This is a genomic window from Sphingomonas sp. SORGH_AS_0438 (genome assembly GCF_031453475.1).
GTDB lineage: Bacteria > Pseudomonadota > Alphaproteobacteria > Sphingomonadales > Sphingomonadaceae > Sphingomonas.
Genome location: NZ_JAVIZS010000001.1, coordinates 2,435,171 through 2,456,700, shown reverse-complemented (window position 1 = coordinate 2,456,700; position 21,530 = coordinate 2,435,171). Strand labels below are relative to the sequence as shown.

The following is a 21,530-nucleotide window of genomic DNA, read 5'->3' as shown; positions in this document are numbered from 1 at the left end:
ATTACTGCCAGAACGCGGACTTGCGCGTGCGGCTCCCGTTGCGAGCCGTTATCACGACAGGAATCTGCGGGGGCGGTCACATGGATAACCGTCCTGCCCCGCGAGCCATCGTGATCGCGCATCGCGGATGCAGCGGTGAACGGCCCGAACATACGCTGGCCGCCTATGCCCGCGCGATCGACCAGGGCGCGGATGTGATCGAGCCCGACCTGGTGCCGACCCGCGACGGCATATTGGTCGCCCGGCACGAGAATGAGATCGGCGGCACCACCGATGTCGCGGGCCGCGCCGACTTCGCCGCGCGGCGGACGACGAAGACGATCGACGGGCAGGCGGTGACCGGCTGGTTCGTCGAGGACTTTACGCTCGCCGAACTCAAGACGTTGCGCGCGCGCGAACGCCTGCCCGAATTGCGGCCGGCCAATACGGCGTTCGATGGCCGGTTCGAGATTCCGACGCTGGCGGAGATCATCGCGCTCGCCAAGGCGCGGGGCGTCGGCATCTATCCGGAGACCAAGCATCCGACCTATTTCGCCGGGATCGGACTGGGGACGGATGCGCCGTTGGTCGCGGAGCTTCATGCCGCCGGGTGGAGCGGGCCGGACGATCCCGTCTTCATCCAGTCGTTCGAGGTCGACAATCTCAAGCGCATTGCCGGCCTGACGCGGCTGCGCCTGATCCAGCTGATGGATGGTCATGGCGGCCCGGCGGACGGCGCGGTGCCCAGCTATGCGATGATGGCGACGCCCGGCGGGCTGCGCGCGGTGGCCGCCTATGCCTATGGGATCGGGCCCAACAAGGCGCAGCTGGAGCAGGGCGAGCTGGTCCGCGATGCCCATGCGGCGGGCCTGCGCGTCCATCCCTGGACGTTCCGGGCAGAGAATCCGTTCCTGGCCGCGCCGTTCCAGCGGGACGGGGGGCAGGGCGACCTGGCCGGAGAGATCGCCGCCGCGCTCCGCCTCGGAATCGACGGATTCTTCACCGATCATCCGCTAATCGGCGTCCAGACCCGCGATGCCGTCGCCAAGGAAACCCGTAATGCGTAAGACCCTGCCGCTTCTCGTCCTCCTGCCGCTGGCGAGCGCCGGCTGCGTCAGCACCGCGACGTCGATCGTCAAGGCGCCGTTCCAGGTCGCGGGCAAGGCGGTCGACTGGACGACGACCAGCCAGGAGGAGGCGGACCGCAATTACGGCCGCAAGATGCGCAAGGAGGAGGCGCGCGAGGGTAAGGAGCGCCGCGAATTCGACAAGCGCTGCCGCCGCGATCCCGACAGCGATGAATGCCGGCGGGGCTATCAGGGCTTCGTGGCGGGCCGGCGCTAACGCAACCAGAGCAGGGTGGCGGGGAAGGGCGTCCAGCGCCCGACCCGCATCCCGGCCTGGCGCAGCGCATCGCCCGTCCAGGCATTGCAGGTGCGGAGCACCGAGTAATGGCCGTTGGACTCGTAGAAGACATCGTCGCGGCCATAGCCGGGATAGCGCGCCGCCCCCGGCGCGAGCGCGGCGCGGATGAAGGCGGCGAGGCGGCGATATTCGTCCGGCCGCAGCATGATGCGGCGAATATTGGCGTCGGCGATCGGTCGCGGGACATGCTCGACATGGAGCAGGGTGCGGCGGCTGCCCAGGGCCGCCGCCAGGACGGTCGCGGGGCGCACGTCCGCCCAGTGCGGCGTCTCCAGATAGAAGGTCCGCTCGCCCCAGCCGATCGCCAGATGATCCCAGCCGCCGAACCGCGGATCGGCGAGATGGCCGGGCGGGAAGATGTCGCGCCAGTCGACGCCCGCCGCCTGTTTCGGGAGGATTAAGCCGGTATGGACGCCGTTCGACTCGACGAAGATCTCCACCCCGTCCGCCGGCGGTCGCCAGCCGGGATGCGCGGGTAGCGCCCCGCCGATCAGTCCGGCCAGGCCATAGGCGATCAGCAGCGCGGCCAGTGCCGCAGCTATCCGCCCGATCCACCGGGCCGCGCACGGATTTCGTCTTCCCACACGGCCATGCTAGAAGAATCGCATGGCAGAGGAAACGCACGTTCTGGATCGCCCGCCGGAGGGCGCGAATGCGGATTGGACGATCCCGCAGCATTGGGATCGCTACACGGCCGAGGAACACGCCACCTGGGACACGCTGTTCGCCCGTCAGGCGACGCTGTTGCCGGGCCGCGCCTCGAACGCGTGGCTGAAGGGGCTGGACGTGCTCAAGCTCGACAAGCCCGGCATCCCCGATTTCGAGGCGCTGTCCGAGCGGCTGATGAAGCTGACCGGCTGGCAGGTGGTGGCGGTGCCGGGGCTGGTGCCCGATGACGTGTTCTTCGATCATATGGCCAATCGCCGCTTCGTCGCGGGCAATTTCATCCGCCGGCCCGACCAGCTCGACTATCTCCAGGAGCCCGACGTCTTCCACGACGTGTTCGGCCATGTGCCGATGCTCGCCGATCCGGTCTTCGCCGATTACCTGGCCGCCTATGGCCGGGGCGGGCAGCGGGCGCTGGGGCTGGATGCGCTCAAATATCTGGGCCGGCTCTACTGGTACACGGTCGAGTTCGGCCTGGTCGCCGAGCCGGAAGGGTTGCGCATCTATGGCGCGGGCATCGTCTCCAGTTTCTCCGAAAGCCGGTTCGCGCTGGAGGACCCGTCGCCCAACCGCATCGCCTTCGACATGGCGCGGGTGATGCGCACCGAATATCGGATCGACGATTTCCAGCAGAATTACTTCGTCATCCCCAGCTTCGAGGAGCTGCTGCGCCAGACGGTCGAGACCGACTTCGCGCCGCTCTATGCCGAGATGAAGGCGCAGGCGGATATCCCGGTGGCCGAGATCGTGCCGGGCGACACGGTGCTGACCCACGGGACGCAGGATTATGCGCGGAGCCGCGTGGCGGGGTGAGGGGGCTTTCGTAACTCTCCGTTACGACTCCCCGACGGGAGGCCGGGGTCCAGTCGGGGGACGCCGCCGATTCCCGCGAGCGTTCCGTCCCTCCACCCCGGCCTTCGTCGGGATGGAGGGACGCGGGGGCTAGAGATCCAGCGCCCAGCCGTCGCGGCCCTTGGGATCGAACGGTCCCGCCGGCACGAAGCGTTCCGCCCCCGCCGTCAGCCGCAGCACGCTCCAGTCGCCGCGCCGGTCGACCGCCTCCAGCGTGCAGCCGCACGCCTGATAGGCGGCGACCACCTCGGCCCGCTGCGTCTCCAGCAGCCCGGCGAGCACGATCGTCGCGGACGGGCCGGCGATCGCCGCCAGTTCGGGAGCCATGGAGACGAGCGGCCCGGCCAGGATGTTGGCGATCACCAATTCATAGGGCGCGCGCTCGGTGATCGAATCGGCCAGCGCGCCATCGGCGACGATCAGGTCGATCCCCTCGACTTGGTTGAGCGCGGCATTCTCCGCCGTCACCTCGATCGCCACCGGGTCGATATCGGTCGCGACGATCCGCGCCTGGGGCCAGAGATGCGCGACGGCGAAGGCGAGCAGGCCGGTGCCCGTCCCGACATCGATCGCGCTGGCGAAGCGCCGCTCGGCCAGGCCGTCGAGCATGGCGAGGCAGCCGCTGGTCGTCTCGTGATGCCCGGTGCCGAAGGCGCGGCCGGCCGGGATGTGGAAGGCGCGGACATCCGCCGGCACCGTCGCCGCCCCGCTATGCACGAAGAAGCGGCCGACCGACAAAGGCTCCAGCCCCGCCTGGCTCAGCGTCACCCAATCCTCGGGCGGCAGATGAGTCACCGTCGCCGGGCGGTCGCCCGCGCTCGGCACCAGCGCGCGCACTTGCGCGACCAGCGCCGCGTCGGGCTCCGCCTCGACATAGGCGTCGAGCCGCCAATGCTCGCGATCGTCCTCCACCTCCTCGGTAGTCATCAGCACCGCGCCGGCGATCAGTTCGTCGGCCATGTCGATCGCCTCCGCCTCCGCGCGGGTGCAGGGCAGGCTGATCTTCCAGCTATCGGACATAGCTGGCCCCGTTCACGTCGAGCACCGCGCCGGTCATCGATGGCGGCGCCTCCAGCGCCAGGAAGCGGACCGTGGTCGCGATCTCCTCCGGGCCGGCGACGCGGCCGAGCGGGATGTCGGCGAGCAATGTGTCGCCGCCCCGGCTGGCGAGATAATCCTCGGCCATGCCGGTCATGGTGAAGCCGGGGCAGACCGCGAAGGCGAGGATGCCCTGCGCCGCATAGCCGCGCGCGATCGTCTTGGTCATCGCGACCATGCCCGCCTTGGACGCGGCATAATGCCAGTGCGCGGGCGAGTCGCCGCGATAGGCGGCGCGGCTGGCGACGTTGACGATCCGCCCGCCGACGCCCCGTTCCTGCCAGTGCAGCACCGCCAGGCGGCAGAGTTCGGCCGAGGCGGTCAGGTTGATCCGCATGGTGCGTTCCCAGCCGGCGAGCCAGTCGGGATCGTCCAGCGGATTGGCCTCGAACACGCCGGCATTGTTGACGAGGATGTCGATCGCGCCGCCCGCTTCGTCCAGCGCGGCGCGCCACAGCGCGGCGGCGGCGCCGGGTTCGTCGAAATCGGCGGGGATGCCGCTGGCGGTGCCATGGCCGATCACGGCCTGTCCGTCGGCGCGCAGCCGCTCGGCGATCGCCGCGCCGATGCCGCGGCTCGATCCGGTGAGAAGAATGGTCATGGCATGGGGCTTAGCGCGCGCGGCGGGCCGGGTCATCCCGCCGCGTGGTGGGTGGAGGCAGTGATGTATCGGGGAAGGAAGAACCCTTTGATGCAGGCGTCGTTGCGAACAGCGATCTGAACATGGCTCCGCTTCTCGAAACCGCATCCGGGATAAAGTGGCCCGCCCTCCGTAAACATGCCGCGGACAGTGTCATAGGGTTCGATGCTACGATCCTCCGATGCTTGAGCATCGATCATCTCATGAAGATGCCGGAACACGGCGCAGTCCAGATAACGCAGGACGCGATCCTGGTTGGGCTGGCCTTTCACACTCCTATTTTCGGGCATCGGCATGTCAGCCTTTGCTCGAAGAGCCACGAACGACCTATATGCCGTCGCCAGCAGTTCAATCTCATCGCGGACGAGCAGATCCAGGCAGTTGCGCAGATCGATGACGGCCCCGACGACCGCTGGATTCTTATAATGCCCTATTTCGGTTTTCCACCTCGCCCATTCCATTGCCCGCGTCGGATCGCCCTCCCAGAAATAGGCGCCTGGTCCAAGCCAGTCATAGTCGCGATCACTTTCCACCAGCTTGAAATCGCCGCTGATGGCCTTCCTGGCTATGTCTTGGTCGCAGCCATGATAGCCTAGGACGAAGGAGGTGGCGAGCCGGCTCACGCCGGCAGCGTCTTCTTGCCAGATCCTCCATATTCGGCGCGAAGCTTCCCGGCCTTCGTATAGATGCCCTCGTTGATGAGCGCTGCGCGAGCGGTATCCGGCGTGGCCAAGTGCGTCTCGGTATATTGTTCGATCAGCCCGATGATCGCGGCCCGGCGTTTCTCGCTGGTCATGCCCCGTTCCTTCGCGTCTTTGGAAAGCCATCATCCACAAGATGGCAACGCATGGCAGGTCGCAGACTATCCATCAATACCGATCGCGACGCCCAGCCGCCCTTCCAACCCTCACGCCGCCACCTTCGCCACGAAATCCCCCGCGCTGGCCTTGAGCGTGCCGAGCCGGCCGTCGAGCGAGTCGAAGCCGCGACCGACGCCGTCGATCTCGGAAGCGACGGTCTCGGTATCCTCGCGGATCGCGGCGATGGTGCTCGACATCGAGTCGGCGGCGAGCGCGGTCTCGTCGACGGCGGCGGTGATCGCGGTCACGGTCTGCGCCTGCGCCTCCATCGCATAGCGGATGCGGTCGGCGCTTTCCTGCACCTCATGGACGGTCGACTTGATCGAGGCGTTGGTCTCGACAGTGCCGCGCGTCGCCGACTGGATGGCGGCGATCTTGGCGGCGATGTCGTCCGTCGCGCGCGCGGTCTGGCTGGCCAGGCTCTTCACCTCCTGCGCCACCACCGCGAAGCCGCGCCCGGCATCGCCCGCGCGCGCCGCCTCGATCGTGGCGTTGAGCGCGAGCAGGTTGGTCTGGCCGGCGATGTCGCGGATCAGGCCCAGGATCGACTCGATCGACTTGGCATGGTCGGACAGCGCCTCCGACATGCCCACCGCCTGGCCCGCCTGGGCGGAGGCGCGGGTGGCGATCTCGGCGGCGGCCTCGACCTCGATCCGCGCATCCTCGATCGCGCGGATCAGGCCGGCGGCGGTCTGCGCCGCCTCGCGCATCGCGACGGCGGACTGTTCGGCGGCGGCGGCGACTTCCGACGCCTTGCCCAGCATCCCGCGCGCGAGCAACGACGCCTTGTCGCTCTGCTGGCGCAGGTGCGAGCTGCTCTGGCTCGCCTCCTCGACTGTCTCGCCGATATTTTCGCGGAACTCGCCCGCCAGGCGCGCCCGCGTGCCCTGCGCCGTATGGTCGATGAAGCCGGCATAGAGCGCGACGGTCAGCTCCGTCTCCAGCGCGAACAGCCGCATCAGCGTGTCGGTCAGGCGCGCGCGGTCCGGATGATTGCCGTCGAGCCGGCTCATCAGCGCCTTGAGCGCGGCGCGGTCGCTGGCGCAGGACATGGCGAGCATGTCCATCGTGCCGACCCCGGCGCTATAGGCCGCCGCGACCGAGCGTTCGAGCGACTCGACCCAGGCGATGCCGGCCAGGTCGCAGAACCGGTTGCGCAGATAGGCGCGTCCCGCCTCCAGCAGGCGGCTATGGTCGAGCGGGCTCCATTCGGCCGCGCCGGGATTGGCGGTGCGGTAATGCGCCCAATAGGCCATGACGATATCGTCGAGATCCTCCTCGATCATCGCGTAGAGCGCGCGCGCATCGCCGACCAGCGCGCCGTCGCCGCCGTCAAAGGCGCGGATGCGGGCGGTCATGTCGATGCCGGCCGCGATCGTGCCGGGCACGGGAAGATCGTTCGCGCTGCTGGCGCCGCTGGTGGTCATGCCGAAGACGTCCCCTGAAACTCGTAGCCGTCACGCTAGGCCCGTTAAGTTAACGACGAGTTAGAAAAAGGAACGGAAGCGAGTGCAATCGGGCATCCCATGTGACATCCGGGCCATGCTTGGCTTGCATCGCGGCCGCGTGCGCCTCATAGGGCGGCGGAATTGCATCGATCGAGGACCGTCGCCTTGGCTTCCCGTAATCCCGCCCGGCCGCTGAGCCCGCATCTCCAGATCTGGCGCTGGGGACCGCATATGCTGGTCTCCATCCTTCACCGCGCGACCGGCAGCGGCATGGCGACGGTGGGGTCGCTGCTGCTCGTCTGGTGGCTGGCGGCGCTGGCCGGCGGCGCGGAAAGCTATGCCACGTTCCGCGGCGTGTTCACCACCGACAGCGGCGCGCTGAACGTGTTCGGCATCATCATCGGCGTCGGGCTGACTCTGTCGCTGTTCCAGCACATGATGTCGGGCATCCGCCACCTGTTCCTCGACACCGGTGCCGGCTTCGAACTGAAGACCAACAAGACCTTCGCCATGCTGACCATGGTCGCGTCGGTGACGCTGACCGCGGTCTTCTGGCTCTATCTGGGGATGAAGTGATGCGTTCGTCGCTCGGCCGTGTCCGGGGCCTCGGCTCCGCCAAGGAAGGTACGCATCACTGGTGGTATCATCGCCTGACGGCGGGGTCGAACCTGGTGCTGATGCTGTGGCTGCTGATCGCGATCGCGCGCCAGCCGGCCTATGACTATGCCACGCTGCACGCCTGGATGCAGAGCGCCTGGGTGGCGGTGCCGATGGCGCTGCTGATCCTGTCGGTCTTCTATCACTTCCGCCTGGGTCTGCAGGTGGTGATCGAGGATTACCAGCATGACGAGAGTCGCGTCGTGCTGCTGGTCCTGCTCAACTTCTTCGTGGTGGCGCTGGGCGCCACCGCCATCTTCTCGATCCTGAAGATCGCCTTCGGAGCCGCCGCCTGATGTCCGCTGCCTATAAGATCATCGACCATACCTATGACGCGGTGGTCGTCGGGGCGGGCGGGTCCGGCCTGCGCGCGACCATGGGGATCGCCGAGGCGGGGCTGAAGACCGCCTGCATCACCAAGGTGTTCCCGACCCGCAGCCATACGGTCGCGGCGCAGGGCGGCATCGCCGCCTCGCTCGGCAACAACACGCCGGACCATTGGTCCTGGCACATGTACGACACCGTCAAGGGGTCGGACTGGCTGGGCGACCAGGACGCGATCGAATATCTGTGCCGCGAGGCGCCGCAGGCGGTGTACGAACTGGAACATGCCGGCGTGCCGTTCAGCCGCAACGCCGACGGCACCATCTACCAGCGCCCGTTCGGCGGCCACATGCAGAATATGGGCGATGGCCCGCCGGTGCAGCGCACCTGCGCCGCCGCCGACCGTACCGGCCACGCCATGCTGCACGCGCTCTACCAGCAGTCGCTGAAGTATGACGCGGACTTCTACGTCGAATATTTCGCGCTCGACCTGATCATGGAGAATGGCGTGTGCCGGGGCGTGATCGCCCTGTGCATGGAAGACGGCTCGATCCACCGGTTCCGCGCGCATAACGTCGTGCTGGCGACCGGCGGCTATGGCCGCTGCTACTTCTCGGCCACCTCGGCGCACACCTGCACCGGCGACGGCAATGCGATGGTGCTGCGTGCCGGCCTGCCGCTTCAGGACATGGAGTTCGTGCAGTTCCACCCGACCGGCATCTACGGCGCGGGCGTGCTGATTACCGAGGGCGCGCGCGGCGAGGGCGGCTATCTGACCAATTCCGAGGGCGAGCGCTTCATGGAGCGCTATGCCCCCTCGGCGAAGGACCTGGCGTCGCGCGACGTCGTGTCGCGCTCGATGGCGATGGAGATGCGCGAAGGGCGCGGCGTCGGCGAGCACAAGGACCATATCTACCTGCACCTGGATCATATCGATCCCAAGGTGCTGGCGGAGCGGCTGCCCGGCATCACCGAGACGGGCAAGATCTTCGCGGGCGTCGACCTGACCCGCCAGGCGCTGCCGGTGACGCCGACCGTCCATTACAATATGGGCGGCATCCCGACCAATTATCATGGCGAGGTCGTCTGCCTGAAGGACGGCAACCCCGACCATGTCGTCCCCGGCCTGTTCGCGGTGGGCGAGGCGGCCTGCGTGTCGGTGCACGGCGCGAACCGCCTGGGCTCCAACTCGCTGATCGACCTCGTCGTGTTCGGCCGCGCCACCGGCCTGCGCATCAAGGACCAGCTGAAGCCCGGCACGCCGCACAATCCGCTGCCCAAGGGTTCGGAGGAGCTGGCGCTCAGCCGTCTCGACCGGTTCCGCAACGCCAACGGCGCCACGCCGACCGCCAAGCTGCGCACCGAGATGCAGCGCACCATGCAGAAGCATTGCGCGGTGTTCCGCGACTCGGCGCTGCTGACCGAGGGCGTGGCGAAGATGAAGGACATCTACGCCGGGATGCAGGACGTGTCGGTCAAGGATCGCTCGCTGATCTGGAACACCGACATGGTCGAGACGCTGGAGCTCGACAATCTGATGGCGCAGGCGACGGTGACGATCCAGGCCGCCGAGAACCGCAAGGAATCGCGCGGCGCGCACATGCACGAGGATTTCCCCGAGCGTGACGATGCGACCTGGATGAAGCACACGCTGACTAGCTTCGAGGGCTGGGGCGGGCAAGGCGGCGGCGTCGCGATCGACTATCGCCCGGTCCATGACTACACGATGACCGACGATATCGACTATATCAAGCCGAAGAAGCGCGTCTACTGATCGCGCCTGGGGCCCGGCGGCGATGGCGACGTCGCCGCCGGGCCTGACGGTAATGCGCACCCTGTCCGGCCTTCTCGCCCTGCTGATCGCGGCACCGGCCATGGCGCAGCCGGCGGCACCGGTGGTGACCGCGCCGCCGGCCGTCTATGCCACCGATCCCTTCTATGCTCGCTATGTCGATGCGGGCGGTATCCCGATCCTGTCCTCGACCCGCACGCCCGACCGGGCGCTGCTGCTGGCGCGCGAGATCGTGCTGTCGATGCTGGCGAAGCGCCCCGACATCGCCGCCGAACTGCGCCGCGAGGGGCTGCGCGTCGCGATCATGGCGGCGGACGAGTCGACGCTGGACATTCCCGAACAGCGCGACTGGAAGAAGCCGGCGATCGACGATCCCCGCCTGACCCGGTGCGAGCGGAAACATTATCCCGAGCGGATCGGCCGGCTGACCGACCGGCAATATTGGGACTATCGCGCGCGCGGCATGGGCGGGTTGCTGACCAGCGCGGCGGCGGAGAATCTGCTCGCCGGGCCGAACGACCGCTATCACGGCCAGAACACCTTCGTGCACGAGTTCAGCCACGCCATCTTCCGCGCGGCGGCGCGGATCGACCCGGCCTTTTTCCGCCGGGTGGAGAAGGCCTATTTCCACGCCCGCGAGACGGGATTGTGGAAGGATGAATATGCCTCGACCACGATCGAGGAATATTGGGCGGTCGGCACGCAATTCTGGTTCAACTCCGCGCCGCTTGCCAGCTTCGGCGCGGTGCGAGTGCTGTCGGACGCGGATTTGAAGGCCTATGACCCGCGTCTCCATGCGGTGCTGGCGGAGGTCTATGCCGGGCACCAGGCGGCGGGCGACCTGTTCTGGCAGCATCCCGACCGCGTGCCCAAGGGGCCGATCCCGGAATATACCGCCGAAGTGTGTTGAGACGGGGCGGGGCGATTATCCCGCCCGTGTCGGGAATCGTCGCCCTCGCCCGCCTTCCTTTTACTGCCACCACCCCGGCGAAGGCCGGGGTCCAGTGACGGATCGTGTCGAACCACTTGCAGACCTCCCCCAACTGGGCCCCGGCCTTCGCCGGGGCGGTGTGGTGCCGGGGTGGTGAGCCGGGATCTTCGGCGATCTCCTTCGCAGCGCGGGCGGAGATCAGGTCCGCCGTCGACCCGCCCACCACCAGGCCATAGCCGAACCCGCCAGCCCCGCCAGGATCGCGCTCATCGTGCCGGGGTGGAGCGCTGCATTGGTATAGAGGCTGGTCTTGCGCGCATGGGGATGCTCGCCCGACCGGATTCGCCCGGCCCCGACGCCCCATTTCAGGTTGCTCGGCTCCGGCTGCGTCTTGCGCGGGTCGGTGAAGGCCTTCGCGCCGATCGGGGCGATCCACTCGAACAGGGTGGGGAAGTGATTGGCGAACAGCACCTGCGCCAGACCGCCGCCGCCGACTGTGATCGTCCGGCGCGGCGTCACCGCACAGGCCAGGATCGCGTCCGCGACCAGTTGCGGATCATAGATGGGCGGCGGGATCTGGCCCTCGCCACCTTCGTGATTGGCGGCGTGCTGGCCGATCGGGGTGTCGATGCCCGAGGGCTTGACCAGGGTCACCGAAATCGGGGCGCCGGCGGCCTGCAATTCCATCCGGAGCGCCGCGACATAGGCCTTGATCGCGTGCTTGGACGCCGCATAGGCGCCCATGACCGGGCTGGGCATGTCCGACACGGTCGAGCCGACCGTGATCAGCGCGCCGCCCTGCTTGGTCAGATGCGGGACCGCCGCCTTGCAGCCATGGACCACGCCGAAATAATTGGTGCGGAACAGACGCTCATGCTCGTCGTCCGGCGTCTCCATCAGCTTGGCATAGAGGGCGACGCCGGCATCGTTGACCCAGGTGTCGATGCGGCCGAACACCTCCACCGCATAGTCGGCCGCCGCCTGCACGCCGGCGGCATCGCCGACATCGGCGGCCTTGGCCTCGACCCGCAGGCCCTCCGCCTGCCACCGGGCGACCAGGTCGCGCAGCACATCCTCCGACCGGGCGACCATCAGCACCCGGGCCCCCGCCTCCGCCGCCGTCCGCGCGGTGGCCAGGCCGATGCCGGAGCTCGCGCCGGTGATGACAATCACTTGTTCGTTCAATGGCTTGAGTCGGATTGTCATGCTGATGCTCCTGCTGGTCGGCCCCTCCAACAGGGGGGAGGGGGCGGAGTTCCCCCGCAAATAAAGACCGGGACGGCCGGAACCCCGCCCCCCTCGTCCCGGTTTGCCGCGCCATGACCGATCAGCCCAACACCGCCCTGCAATATCCGCTGCTCGCGGTGCCGCATATCCAGCTTTACGGCACCGTGGACGAAGCGATGTATACCAGCTTCAAGCAACAATATGCCGATGCCCCGACCGAAGGGCCGCTGGTCGTGTCGATCACGACGCTGGGCGGCGACCCGGAGATGGCGCGGGCGATGGGCGACTCGATCCGCCTGCTGCGCGACTATACCGGCCGAGAGGCGCTGTTCCTGGGCAAGGTGGCGGTCTATTCGGCCGGAGCGACCTTCATGTCCGCCTTCCCGGTGAATTGCCGCTTCCTGACGCGCGGCACGCGGCTGATGATCCATGAGCGGTCGCTGACCTCGACCGTGCAGCTCAGCGGCCCCCTGTCGACGCTGCCCGACATCCTGAAGGCCAAGCTGCACGAGATCGAGCATTCGATGCGCATCCAGGACGAGGGCTTTGCCGCGATCGTCAAGGGATCGCGGCTGACGCTGGACGACCTCAAGTCGCGCGCCACCGCCAACTGGTATGTCGATGCGGCGGACGCGCTCGACCTGGGACTGGTGCTGGACGTGATATAAAGCACTGGAGAGGGCGATCGGACCATCACGGGGTTGCGCCGCCGCCGCTAAGGGCATAGCGGGAACGTAATCAGAGATCGGGACGTATCATGGCCGAATTCGCCCTTCCCAAGAACAGCAAGATCACCAAGGGGCAGCACCACGCCGCGCCTGTAAAAGCGTCCGACCGCAAGCGGATGAAAGCGTTCAAGGTCTATCGCTACGATCCGGACAGCGGCCAGAACCCGCGCTACGACACGTTCGAGGTCAATCTGGACGAATGCGGGCCGATGGTGCTCGACGCGTTGATCAAGATGAAGAGCGAGCAGGACAGCTCGCTGACCTTCCGCCGGTCGTGCCGCGAGGGCATTTGCGGATCGTGCGCGATGAACATCGACGGGCGCAACGGCCTGGCCTGCACGACCGCGATCGAGGATGTGAAGGGCGAGGTGCGCATCACCCCGCTGCCGCACATGGACGTGGTCAAGGACCTGGTGCCGGACTTCACGCACTTCTACGCGCAATACAGCTCGATCAAGCCCTGGCTGCAGACGGTGACGCCGCCGCCCTCGGGCAAGGAGCGGCTCCAGGCGCCGGAGGACCGCGCCAAGCTGGACGGTCTGTACGAGTGCATCCTGTGCGCCTGCTGCTCGACCAGCTGCCCCAGCTATTGGTGGAACAGCGACAAGTTCCTGGGCCCGGCGATCCTGCTCCAGGCCTATCGCTGGCTGGCCGACAGCCGCGACGAGATGACCGGCGAGCGGCTCGACGCGCTGGAGGACCCGTTCCGCCTCTATCGCTGCCACACCATCATGAACTGCGCGAATGTCTGCCCCAAGGGTTTGAACCCCGCCAAGGCGATCGCCGAGATCAAGAAGATGGAAGCCGAGCGGATCGTCTGATCGCGCTTGCGGGATGACAGGACCGGCGGGGCGGCTCTCATGCCCCCGCCGGTCGCTTCCCTCCCATGATTATGGCCCTTTCGACAGGGCTCGACCCAGGGCGCCCGCCCGGTCCGTGCGGGGAACGACCCGCCGGCTGGAAGGCCCGATGACCGTCCTCACCGCCTATCACGCGCTGCTCGCCGCCGGCGAGCTTCGCCCCGATCCCGAACAGGCCGCCGCCGCCGCCCGGCTCGACCGGCTGGCCGGCGAACTCCAGGCCGCGCCGCGCCGTGGCTCGCTGCTCTGGCGGCTGGCCGGGCGCAAGCCGCAGGCGCCGCGCGGCCTCTATCTGTGGGGCGGGGTGGGGCGCGGCAAGTCGATGCTGATGGACCTGTTCTTCGACCAGGTGGCGATCGAGCGGAAGCGGCGCGTCCATTTCTCCGAGTTCATGCTCGAGGTCCATGCCCGCATCAACGAGGAGCGGCGCAAGGAAGTCGGCGATCCGATCCCGCCGGTCGCGGCGGCGCTGCGCGACGAGGCGCGGCTGCTCGCCTTTGACGAGATGATGGTGACCAACAGCCCCGACGCGATGATCCTGTCGCGGCTGTTCACTGCGCTGATCGAGGCGGGGGTGACGGTGGTCACCACCTCCAACCGCGCGCCGGCCGACCTCTACAAGAACGGCCTCAACCGCGAGCATTTCCTGCCCTTCATCGCGCTGATCGAGCAACGGCTCGACGTGCTGGCGCTGAACGGCCCGGTCGATTACCGGCGCGACCGGTTGGGGTCGCAGGACACCTGGCTGGTGCCGAACGGGCCGGAGGCGACCGCCGACCTCTCCGCCGCCTTCTTCCGGCTGACCGACCATGAGGTGAGCGAGCCGATCCCGTCCGACGATCTGGTCGTGCAGGGGCGGACGCTGCACGTGCCCAAGGCGTTGAAGGGCGTGGCGGTTTTCTCGTTCAAGAAATTGTGCGGCGAGGCGCGCGGCGCGGCCGATTACCTGGCGGTGGCGCGGCGCTATCACACGGTGATCCTGGTCGGCATCCCGCGCCTGGGACCGGAGAACCGCAACGAGGCGGCGCGCTTCGTCGCGCTGATCGACGCCCTGTACGAGCATAAGGTCAAGCTGCTCGCCGCCGCGGATGCCGAGCCCGACCGGCTATATGAAAGCGGCGACGGGGCGTTCGAATTCCAGCGGACGGTCAGCCGATTGGAAGAGATGCGGTCGGACGATTATCTCGACGCGGGCCATGGGGCGGCGTCCGCCTGACCAGAGGATGAACGCTTGTTGATCCTGCGAACTATTATCAAAACTAATCCTTAAGCCTTGCGCTTTAGCGGTTGCCCTCGGCCTATGATGGGCGTAGGCGGCGTGACCAATCGCTCGCCTCAGGACGGAGATGGATTGGATGGCCCGTAAGAAGATCGCGCTGATCGGCGCCGGTAATATCGGTGGCACGCTCGCGCACCTCGCAGCGCTCAAGGGCTTGGGCGATATCGTCCTGTTCGACGTGGTCGAGGGCGTTCCCCAGGGCAAGGCGCTCGATCTGTCGCAGTGCGGCCCGGTCGAGGGCTTCGACGCCACGATCACCGGCACCAACGACTATGCCGACATCGCCGGCGCGGACGTGATCATCGTCACCGCCGGTGTCGCGCGCAAGCCCGGCATGAGCCGTGACGACCTGCTCGGCATCAACCTGAAGGTGATGAAGGCGGTGGGCGAGGGCATCAAGGCCAACGCCCCCGACGCCTTCGTGATCTGCATCACCAACCCGCTCGACGCGATGGTCTGGGCGCTGCGCGAATTCTCCGGCCTGCCCGCCCACAAGGTCGTCGGCATGGCCGGCGTGCTCGACTCGGCGCGGTTCAGCCACTTCCTCGCCGAGGAGTTCGGCGTGTCGGTGAAGGACGTTAACACCTTCGTGCTGGGCGGCCATGGCGACACCATGGTGCCGGTGCTGGAATATTCGACCGTCAGCGGCATCCCGGTCAGCGACCTGATCGCGATGGGCTTCTCCACCCAGGAGAAGGTCGATGCGATCATCAAGCGCACCCGTGGCGGCGGCGGCGAGATCGTCGCGCTGCTCAAGACCGGCTCGGCCTATTACGCGCCCGCGACCAGCGGCATCGCGATGGCGGAGGCGTATCTGTACGACCAGAAGCGCATCCTGCCGGCGGCGGCGCACCTGTCGGGCGAATATGGCATCGACAACCTCTATGTCGGCGTGCCGGTGGTGATCGGCGCCGGCGGCGTCGAGAAGGTCGTCGAGGTCAAGCTGACCGACGAGGCCAAGCAGAACCTGCAGGTGTCGGTCGACGCCGTGAAGGAGCTGCTGGTCGCGTGCAAGGGCATCGACGGGACGCTGGCGTAAGATTGGAAGGATGAATCCACCCCGGCGAAGGCCGGGGTCCAGTTGGGAAAGCCGTTGTGAAGGACGAGGCCGCTGCCGTCTACATCATGGCAAGCGGCCGCAACGGCACTCTCTACATCGGGTCGACGAGCAATCTGCCGAAGCGGGTCTGGGAACATCGCAACGGTGTCGTCGACGGGTTCACGAAGGATTATGGTTGTCACCACCTTGTCTGGTACGAGGTGACGGGCAGCCGGGACGCCGCACGGCAGCGCGAGCTGCAGATGAAGCAATGGAAGCGAGCCTGGAAACTGCGTGAGATCGAAGGCTTCAATCCCGGATGGGATGATCTGTACGATCATATCGCTCTTCCATGACCGCCTTCCCAACTGGACCCCGGCCTTCGCCGGGGTGGTAAGGACGAAAAGCAGATGAGCATCCTCGTCGACCGGAATACCAAGGTCATCACCCAGGGCATGACCGGCGAGACCGGCAGCTTCCACACCAAGGCGGCGCTGGATTACGGCACGCAGATGGTCGGTGGCGTCACGCCCGGCAAGGGCGGCACCGAGCATCTCGGCCTGCCCGTGTTCAACACGGTGGCGGAGGCCAAGTCGAAGACCGGCGCCGATGCCTCGGTCATCTACGTGCCGCCGCCCTTCGCCGCCGACTCGATCCTGGAGGCGATCGACGCCGAGATCCCGCTGATCGTCTGCATCACCGAGGGCATTCCGGTGCTGGACATGGTCAAGGTGAAGCGCGCCCTGTCGGGCAGCAAGTCGCGGCTGATCGGCCCGAACTGCCCCGGCGTGCTGACCCCCGGTCAGTGCAAGATCGGCATCATGCCCGGTTCGATCTTCAAGGAAGGCTCGGTCGGCGTCGTGTCGCGCTCGGGCACGCTGACCTATGAGGCGGTGTTCCAGACCTCCAACGCCGGTCTGGGCCAGACCACGGCGGTCGGCATCGGCGGCGATCCGGTCAACGGCACCAACTTCATCGACGTGCTGGAGCTGTTCCTGGCCGACGAGGCGACCAAGTCGATCATCATGATCGGCGAGATCGGTGGCTCGGCCGAAGAGGAAGCGGCGCAGTTCCTGCGCGACGAGGCCAAGCGCGGCCGGAAGAAGCCGATGGCGGGCTTCATCGCCGGCCGCACCGCGCCTCCGGGTCGTCGCATGGGCCATGCCGGCGCGATCGTGTCGGGCGGCCAGGGCGGCGCCGAGGACAAGATCGCGGCGATGGAAGCGGCCGGGATCAAGGTCGCGGCGAGCCCCAGCGAACTCGGCTCGACGCTGCTGTCGGTGCTGAACGGTTAAGCAAATAGCCGTCAGGTCGGCGCGGGCCGGCCTTCGGGTCCCGCCGGGCATGTCGCCCGGCCGGACCCGGACCCCGGCACGGCCGGGGTGGCGGAGGAGACGGTAAAATGGGCTACGAAGGTCAGGATTTCAGCGACGTCGCGTCGGGCGTCAGCCCCGCGTTCATCGAAGCGCTCTATGCCAAATACCAGGCATCCCCGTCGGAGGTGGAGCCCGGTTGGCGCGCCTTCTTCGAAGGACTGGAAGCCGGACCTTCGCAGCCCAGCTGGCAGAGCAGCCGCTGGCCGCTGACCACCACCGACGATCTGACCGCCGGGCTCGACCCGACGCAGATGGAGCCCGCGCCCAAGCCCGCGCGCGGCGGCAAGCCCGCCCCCGCGGCGGCGGCCCCGGCGGCGACCCAGGCCGATATCGTCAAGGCGGCCGGCGACGCGATCCGCGCGCAGCTGCTGATCCGCACCTACCGGGTGCGCGGCCACCTGGCCGCCAATCTCGACCCGCTGGGCCTCGCCAAGCGTGAGATGCCCGAGGATCTGCGCACCGACTATCACGGCTTCAGCGATGCCGATCTCGACCGTCCGGTCTATCTGGGCGGCACGATGGGCTTCGAATGGGCGACGATCCGCCAGCTCGTCGACACGCTGCGCAAGAATTACTGCGGCAATGTCGGCCTCGAATATATGCACATCGTCGATGTCGAGGAGCGCCGCTTCCTGCAGGAGCGGATGGAGGGCCAGGACAAGGCGATCGAGTTCACCCAGGACGGCAAGAAGGCGATCCTGAACAAGGTGATCGAGGCCGAGCAGTGGGAGAAGTTCCTGGGCCGTAAATATGTCGGCACCAAGCGCTTCGGCCTGGACGGCGGCGAGTCGATGATCCCGGCGCTCGAGTCGGTGATCAAATATGGCGGCCAGATGGGCGTGCGCGAGATCGTGTTCGGCATGGCGCATCGCGGCCGCCTGAACGTGCTCGCCAATGTCATGGCCAAGCCGCTGCGCGTGATCTTCCACGAGTTCGCCGGCGGTTCGGCCAATCCCGACGACATCGGCGGCTCGGGCGACGTGAAGTATCACCTGGGCACCTCGACCGACCGCGAGTTCGACGGCCACACCGTCCATATGTCGCTGGTCGCCAACCCGTCGCATCTGGAAGCGGCGGACCCGGTGGTGCTGGGCAAGACCCGCGCGATCCAGACGATCGCCGGCGACCTGACCGACCACAGCGCGTCGCTGCCGGTGCTGATCCATGGCGACGCGGCCTTCGCGGGCCAGGGCATCGTCTGGGAGTGCCTCGGCTTCTCGGGCATCCGTGGCTATAACACGGGCGGCTGCGTCCACTTCATCATCAACAACCAGGTGGGCTTCACCACCAGCCCGCAATTCGCGCGCTCCTCGCCCTATCCGTCGGACGTGGCCAAGGGCGTCCAGGCGCCGGTCTTCCACGTCAATGGCGACGATCCGGAGGCGGTGACCTTCGCGACCAAGATGGCGATGGAGTTCCGCCAGAAGTTCCACCGCGACATCGTCATCGACATGTGGTGCTATCGCCGCTTCGGCCATAACGAGGGCGACGAGCCGGGCTTCACCCAGCCGCTGATGTACAAGGCGATCAAGGATCACCCGCCGGTCAGCGCCATCTATGCCAAGCGGCTCGCCGCCGAGGGCGTGGTGGACCAGGCCTGGGTGGACGACAATGTCGGCCAGTACGTCACCCGGCTGGAGGGCGAGTTCGAGGCGGGGGCGAGCTACAAGCCGAACCGCGCGGACTGGTTCGCCGGCCGCTGGACGGGCCTGTCGGCCCCGACCGAGGGCGAGGCCGCGCGCCGCACCGCCGAGACGGGCATCACGCCCAAGCTGTTCGACAGCTTGGGCCGCACGCTGACCACGGTTCCGGAGAGCATCCAGATCCACAAGACGCTGTCGCGCGTGATCGATGCCAAGAAGCAGATGTTCGCGACCGGCGCCAATTTCGACTGGGCGACCGGCGAGGCGCTGGCCTTCGGCTCGCTGATGTCGGAGGGCTATGGCGTCCGCCTGTCGGGTCAGGACTCCGGGCGCGGCACCTTCTCGCAGCGTCACGCCGTCTGGGTCGACCAGACCGACGAGCACAAGTACGTGCCGCTGACCACGGTCGAGCATGGCCGGTTCGAGGTGCTCGACTCGCCGCTCAGCGAATATGGCGTGCTCGGCTTCGAATATGGCTATGCGCTCGCCGATCCGAAGACGCTGGTGATGTGGGAGGCGCAGTTCGGCGATTTCGTCAACGGCGCGCAGATCATGATCGACCAGTTCATCGCGAGCGGCGAGGCCAAGTGGCTGCGCGCCAACGGCCTGGTGATGCTGCTGCCCCATGGCTATGAGGGCCAGGGTCCGGAGCATAGCTCGGCGCGGCCGGAGCGGTTCCTGCAATTGTGCGCGGGCGACAATATGCAGGTCGCCAACTGCACCACGCCGGCCAACTATTTCCACCTGCTGCGCCGGCAGATGCATCGCAGCTTCCGCAAGCCGCTGATCGTGTTCACGCCCAAGTCGCTGCTGCGCCACAAGCTGGCCACCTCGACCGCGGCGGACTTCCAGGGCGACTCGCACTTCAAGCGCATCCTGTCCGACACCAATGGCGCGCCGGATGCCGAGACGAAGCGCGTGGTGCTGTGCACCGGCAAGGTCGCTTACGACCTGATCGAGGCGCGCGACGCGGCGAACGATACCGGCACGCAGATCATCCGCGTCGAGCAGCTCTATCCCTTCCCGGGCGAGCCGCTGGCCGAGCGTCTGGCGCGGATGCCGCAGCTCGAGGACGTGGTCTGGGCGCAGGAAGAGCCGCGCAACCAGGGCTATTGGTTCTTCGTCGAGCCGCTGATCGAGGAGGCGCTGGCCAAGGCGAACGCATCGGTGCAGCGCGCGCGCTATGCCGGTCGCGCGGCGGCGGCGTCGCCCGCCACCGGCCTGATGAAGCGGCACCAGACCGAGCAGGGCGCGCTGATCGCCGACGCGCTCGGCCACAATGTCCGCGACGAGATCCGTCGCGGCCGCGAAACCGACCGCAAGGGCGGCAAGGCGGCGTCCTGAAGTCCCTGGCCGGCCGTGGCATAGACCCGGCCGGCCCATTATCTCATCCCGCGTAACGGCCGGACGATCCGGCGTTTGCGCCACTGGACCCGGACCCTCCGCCGGGTGGAAGGAAGCAGCGAAGATGGCCACCGAAGTTCTCGTCCCCGTGCTGGGCGAATCGATCACCGAAGCCACGGTCGGCGAATGGCTGAAGCAGCCGGGCGACAAGGTCGCCGCCGACGAGCCGATCGCCAGCCTGGAGACCGACAAGGTCTCGGTCGAAGTGCCCTCGCCGGTCGCGGGCGTGATGGGCGAACATGCCGTGAAGGTCGGTGACACGGTGCAGGTCGGCGCGCTGCTGGCGACCGTCGACGCCGGCGGCAGCGCCGCCGCCGCGCCGACCCCGGCGCCGCAGCCCGCCGTGACCGAGTCGCCCGCCGCCGCCCCGGCAAGCGCCGCCGCCGCCGCGCTGTCGCCCTCGGTGCGTCGTGCGGTGCTGGAACATGGCGTTGATCCCTCGACGATCACCGGCACTGGCAAGGACGGCCGCCTGACCAAGGAAGACGTCGCCGCCGCCGCCTCGTCCAAGCCGGCCGCCGCCGCATCGGCGCCGGCTCCGGCTCCGGCCGCTGCGCCTGCTGCTGCGACGGGCGGTCGCAAGGAAGAGCGCGTCAAGATGACGCGCCTGCGCCAGACCATCGCCAAGCGCCTGAAGGAAGCGCAGAACAGCGCCGCGATGCTGACGACGTTCAACGACGTCGACATGAGCGCGGTGATCGCCGCGCGCGCCAAGTACAAGGACCTGTTCGAGAAGAAGCATGGCGTCCGCCTGGGCTTCATGGGCTTCTTCGTGAAGGCCGCGACCATGGCGCTGAAGGACATCCCGTCGGTCAACGCCTCGATCGAGGGCGACGAGATCGTCTATCACGACTATGCCGACATCTCGGTCGCGGTCAGCGCGCCGAACGGCCTGGTCGTGCCGGTGATCCGCGACGCGCAGGACCTGTCGGTCGCCGGCATCGAGAAGACGATCGGCGACTTCGGCAAGCGCGCCAAGGACGGCACGCTGAAGATGGACGAGATGAAGGGCGGCACCTTCACCATCTCGAACGGCGGCGTGTTCGGCTCGCTGATGTCAACCCCGATCATCAACCCGCCCCAGTCGGCGGTGCTGGGTCTCCACCGCATCGAGGAGCGGCCGGTCGTGGTCGGTGGCCAGGTCGTGGTGCGTCCGATGATGTACCTCGCGCTCAGCTACGACCATCGCCTGATCGACGGTCGCGAGGCGGTGACCTTCCTGGTCGCGCTGAAGAACGCGATCGAGGACCCGACCCGCATCCTGATCGACCTTTGATCCTTTCCGCGTAAACTTCAAACCAC

Annotated in this window: 22 protein-coding genes; 15 read left to right on the top strand and 7 right to left on the bottom strand. The window is 67.6% G+C overall.

Features of this window, described 5'->3' with window-relative positions:
- Positions 1-80 precede the first annotated feature (80 nt).
- Positions 81-1,046, top strand: a complete 966-nt coding sequence (locus QE452_RS11530) for a glycerophosphodiester phosphodiesterase (RefSeq protein WP_309657723.1) — start codon at positions 81-83, stop codon at positions 1,044-1,046.
- Positions 1,039-1,323 carry a hypothetical protein gene (locus QE452_RS11525; RefSeq protein ID WP_309657724.1) on the top strand — a complete coding sequence of 95 codons (285 nt, stop codon included), beginning with the start codon at positions 1,039-1,041 and terminating at the stop codon, positions 1,321-1,323. Before QE452_RS11530 ends, QE452_RS11525 begins: the two co-directional genes overlap by 8 nt.
- On the opposite strand, the gene QE452_RS11520 is transcribed toward QE452_RS11525, so the two are convergent.
- Positions 1,320-1,988: a TIGR02117 family protein gene (locus QE452_RS11520; RefSeq protein WP_309657725.1), complete on the bottom strand. Its 669-nt coding sequence runs from the start codon at positions 1,986-1,988 to the stop codon at positions 1,320-1,322. The genes QE452_RS11525 and QE452_RS11520 overlap by 4 nt on opposite strands.
- A 22-nt stretch (positions 1,989-2,010) precedes the next feature.
- Between QE452_RS11520 and phhA the strand changes: the two genes are divergently transcribed.
- Positions 2,011-2,883 (top strand): phenylalanine 4-monooxygenase, encoded by an 873-nt coding sequence (phhA, locus tag QE452_RS11515; protein ID WP_309657726.1) that lies wholly within the window; start codon positions 2,011-2,013, stop codon positions 2,881-2,883.
- 129 nt (positions 2,884-3,012) lie between these two features.
- Here phhA and QE452_RS11510 read toward each other — a convergent pair whose 3' ends face one another.
- The 5 genes from QE452_RS11510 to QE452_RS11490 all read right to left on the bottom strand — a co-directional run bounded on the left by QE452_RS11510 (position 3,013) and on the right by QE452_RS11490 (position 6,947).
- Positions 3,013-3,942, bottom strand: coding sequence for a 50S ribosomal protein L11 methyltransferase (locus tag QE452_RS11510; protein WP_309657727.1), 930 nt, complete (start codon positions 3,940-3,942; stop codon positions 3,013-3,015).
- Entirely contained in the window at positions 3,932-4,621 is a 690-nt protein-coding gene (locus QE452_RS11505; protein ID WP_309657728.1) for an SDR family oxidoreductase, read from the bottom strand. The genes QE452_RS11510 and QE452_RS11505 overlap by 11 nt, the downstream gene beginning before the upstream one ends.
- 32 nt (positions 4,622-4,653) lie before the next feature.
- Positions 4,654-5,283, bottom strand: coding sequence for a hypothetical protein (locus QE452_RS11500; protein WP_309657729.1), 630 nt, complete (start codon positions 5,281-5,283; stop codon positions 4,654-4,656).
- Positions 5,280-5,456, bottom strand: coding sequence for a hypothetical protein (locus tag QE452_RS11495; RefSeq protein ID WP_309657730.1), 177 nt, complete (start codon positions 5,454-5,456; stop codon positions 5,280-5,282). The genes QE452_RS11500 and QE452_RS11495 overlap by 4 nt, the downstream gene beginning before the upstream one ends.
- A 111-nt stretch (positions 5,457-5,567) precedes the next feature.
- Entirely contained in the window at positions 5,568-6,947 is a 1,380-nt protein-coding gene (locus QE452_RS11490) for a methyl-accepting chemotaxis protein (protein WP_309657731.1), read from the bottom strand.
- A 252-nt stretch (positions 6,948-7,199) separates the two neighbouring features.
- Here QE452_RS11490 and sdhC point away from each other — a divergent pair, with 252 nt between their 5' ends.
- The 4 genes from sdhC to QE452_RS11470 are packed head-to-tail and all read left to right on the top strand — an operon-like array spanning position 7,200 to position 10,651.
- Positions 7,200-7,544 (top strand): succinate dehydrogenase, cytochrome b556 subunit, encoded by a 345-nt coding sequence (sdhC, locus tag QE452_RS11485; protein WP_405052799.1) that lies wholly within the window; start codon positions 7,200-7,202, stop codon positions 7,542-7,544.
- Positions 7,544-7,921: a succinate dehydrogenase, hydrophobic membrane anchor protein gene (sdhD, locus tag QE452_RS11480; RefSeq protein WP_125992897.1), complete on the top strand. Its 378-nt coding sequence runs from the start codon at positions 7,544-7,546 to the stop codon at positions 7,919-7,921. The genes sdhC and sdhD overlap by 1 nt, the downstream gene beginning before the upstream one ends.
- Positions 7,921-9,723: a succinate dehydrogenase flavoprotein subunit gene (gene sdhA, locus QE452_RS11475; RefSeq protein ID WP_309657733.1), complete on the top strand. Its 1,803-nt coding sequence runs from the start codon at positions 7,921-7,923 to the stop codon at positions 9,721-9,723. The genes sdhD and sdhA overlap by 1 nt, the downstream gene beginning before the upstream one ends.
- Before the next feature lie 22 nt (positions 9,724-9,745).
- Entirely contained in the window at positions 9,746-10,651 is a 906-nt protein-coding gene (locus QE452_RS11470; protein ID WP_309657734.1) for a glycoside hydrolase, read from the top strand.
- A gap of 219 nt (positions 10,652-10,870) precedes the next feature.
- Here the strand turns inward: QE452_RS11470 and QE452_RS11465 are convergent, their stop codons facing one another.
- Complete coding sequence (locus tag QE452_RS11465; RefSeq protein WP_309657735.1) at positions 10,871-11,878, bottom strand: SDR family oxidoreductase; 1,008 nt, start codon at positions 11,876-11,878, stop codon at positions 10,871-10,873.
- A gap of 113 nt (positions 11,879-11,991) precedes the next feature.
- Between QE452_RS11465 and QE452_RS11460 the strand changes: the two genes are divergently transcribed.
- The 8 genes from QE452_RS11460 (at position 11,992) to odhB (ending at position 21,504) form a co-directional block, all read left to right on the top strand.
- Positions 11,992-12,567, top strand: a complete 576-nt coding sequence (locus QE452_RS11460) for an ATP-dependent Clp protease proteolytic subunit (protein WP_309657736.1) — start codon at positions 11,992-11,994, stop codon at positions 12,565-12,567.
- Between the two features lie 89 nt (positions 12,568-12,656).
- Positions 12,657-13,448 carry a succinate dehydrogenase iron-sulfur subunit gene (locus QE452_RS11455; protein ID WP_309657737.1) on the top strand — a complete coding sequence of 264 codons (792 nt, stop codon included), beginning with the start codon at positions 12,657-12,659 and terminating at the stop codon, positions 13,446-13,448.
- 148 nt (positions 13,449-13,596) lie between these two features.
- A complete protein-coding gene (zapE, locus tag QE452_RS11450; protein ID WP_309657738.1) occupies positions 13,597-14,703 on the top strand; it encodes a cell division protein ZapE in 1,107 nt (368 codons plus the stop codon).
- Between the two features lie 139 nt (positions 14,704-14,842).
- Positions 14,843-15,805, top strand: coding sequence for a malate dehydrogenase (gene mdh, locus QE452_RS11445; protein WP_125992903.1), 963 nt, complete (start codon positions 14,843-14,845; stop codon positions 15,803-15,805).
- A gap of 86 nt (positions 15,806-15,891) precedes the next feature.
- Positions 15,892-16,161, top strand: a complete 270-nt coding sequence (locus tag QE452_RS11440) for a GIY-YIG nuclease family protein (RefSeq protein ID WP_125993010.1) — start codon at positions 15,892-15,894, stop codon at positions 16,159-16,161.
- A gap of 54 nt (positions 16,162-16,215) precedes the next feature.
- The gene (gene sucD, locus QE452_RS11435) at positions 16,216-17,100 is read left to right on the top strand and encodes a succinate--CoA ligase subunit alpha (RefSeq protein ID WP_309657739.1); all 885 of its coding nucleotides are present in this window, start codon (positions 16,216-16,218) and stop codon (positions 17,098-17,100) included.
- 107 nt (positions 17,101-17,207) lie between these two features.
- Positions 17,208-20,168: a 2-oxoglutarate dehydrogenase E1 component gene (locus QE452_RS11430; RefSeq protein WP_309657740.1), complete on the top strand. Its 2,961-nt coding sequence runs from the start codon at positions 17,208-17,210 to the stop codon at positions 20,166-20,168.
- 124 nt (positions 20,169-20,292) lie between these two features.
- On the top strand, positions 20,293-21,504 hold the full coding sequence (gene odhB / locus QE452_RS11425; protein WP_309657741.1) for a 2-oxoglutarate dehydrogenase complex dihydrolipoyllysine-residue succinyltransferase: 1,212 nt from the start codon (positions 20,293-20,295) through the stop codon (positions 21,502-21,504).
- Positions 21,505-21,530: the final 26 nt, after the last annotated feature.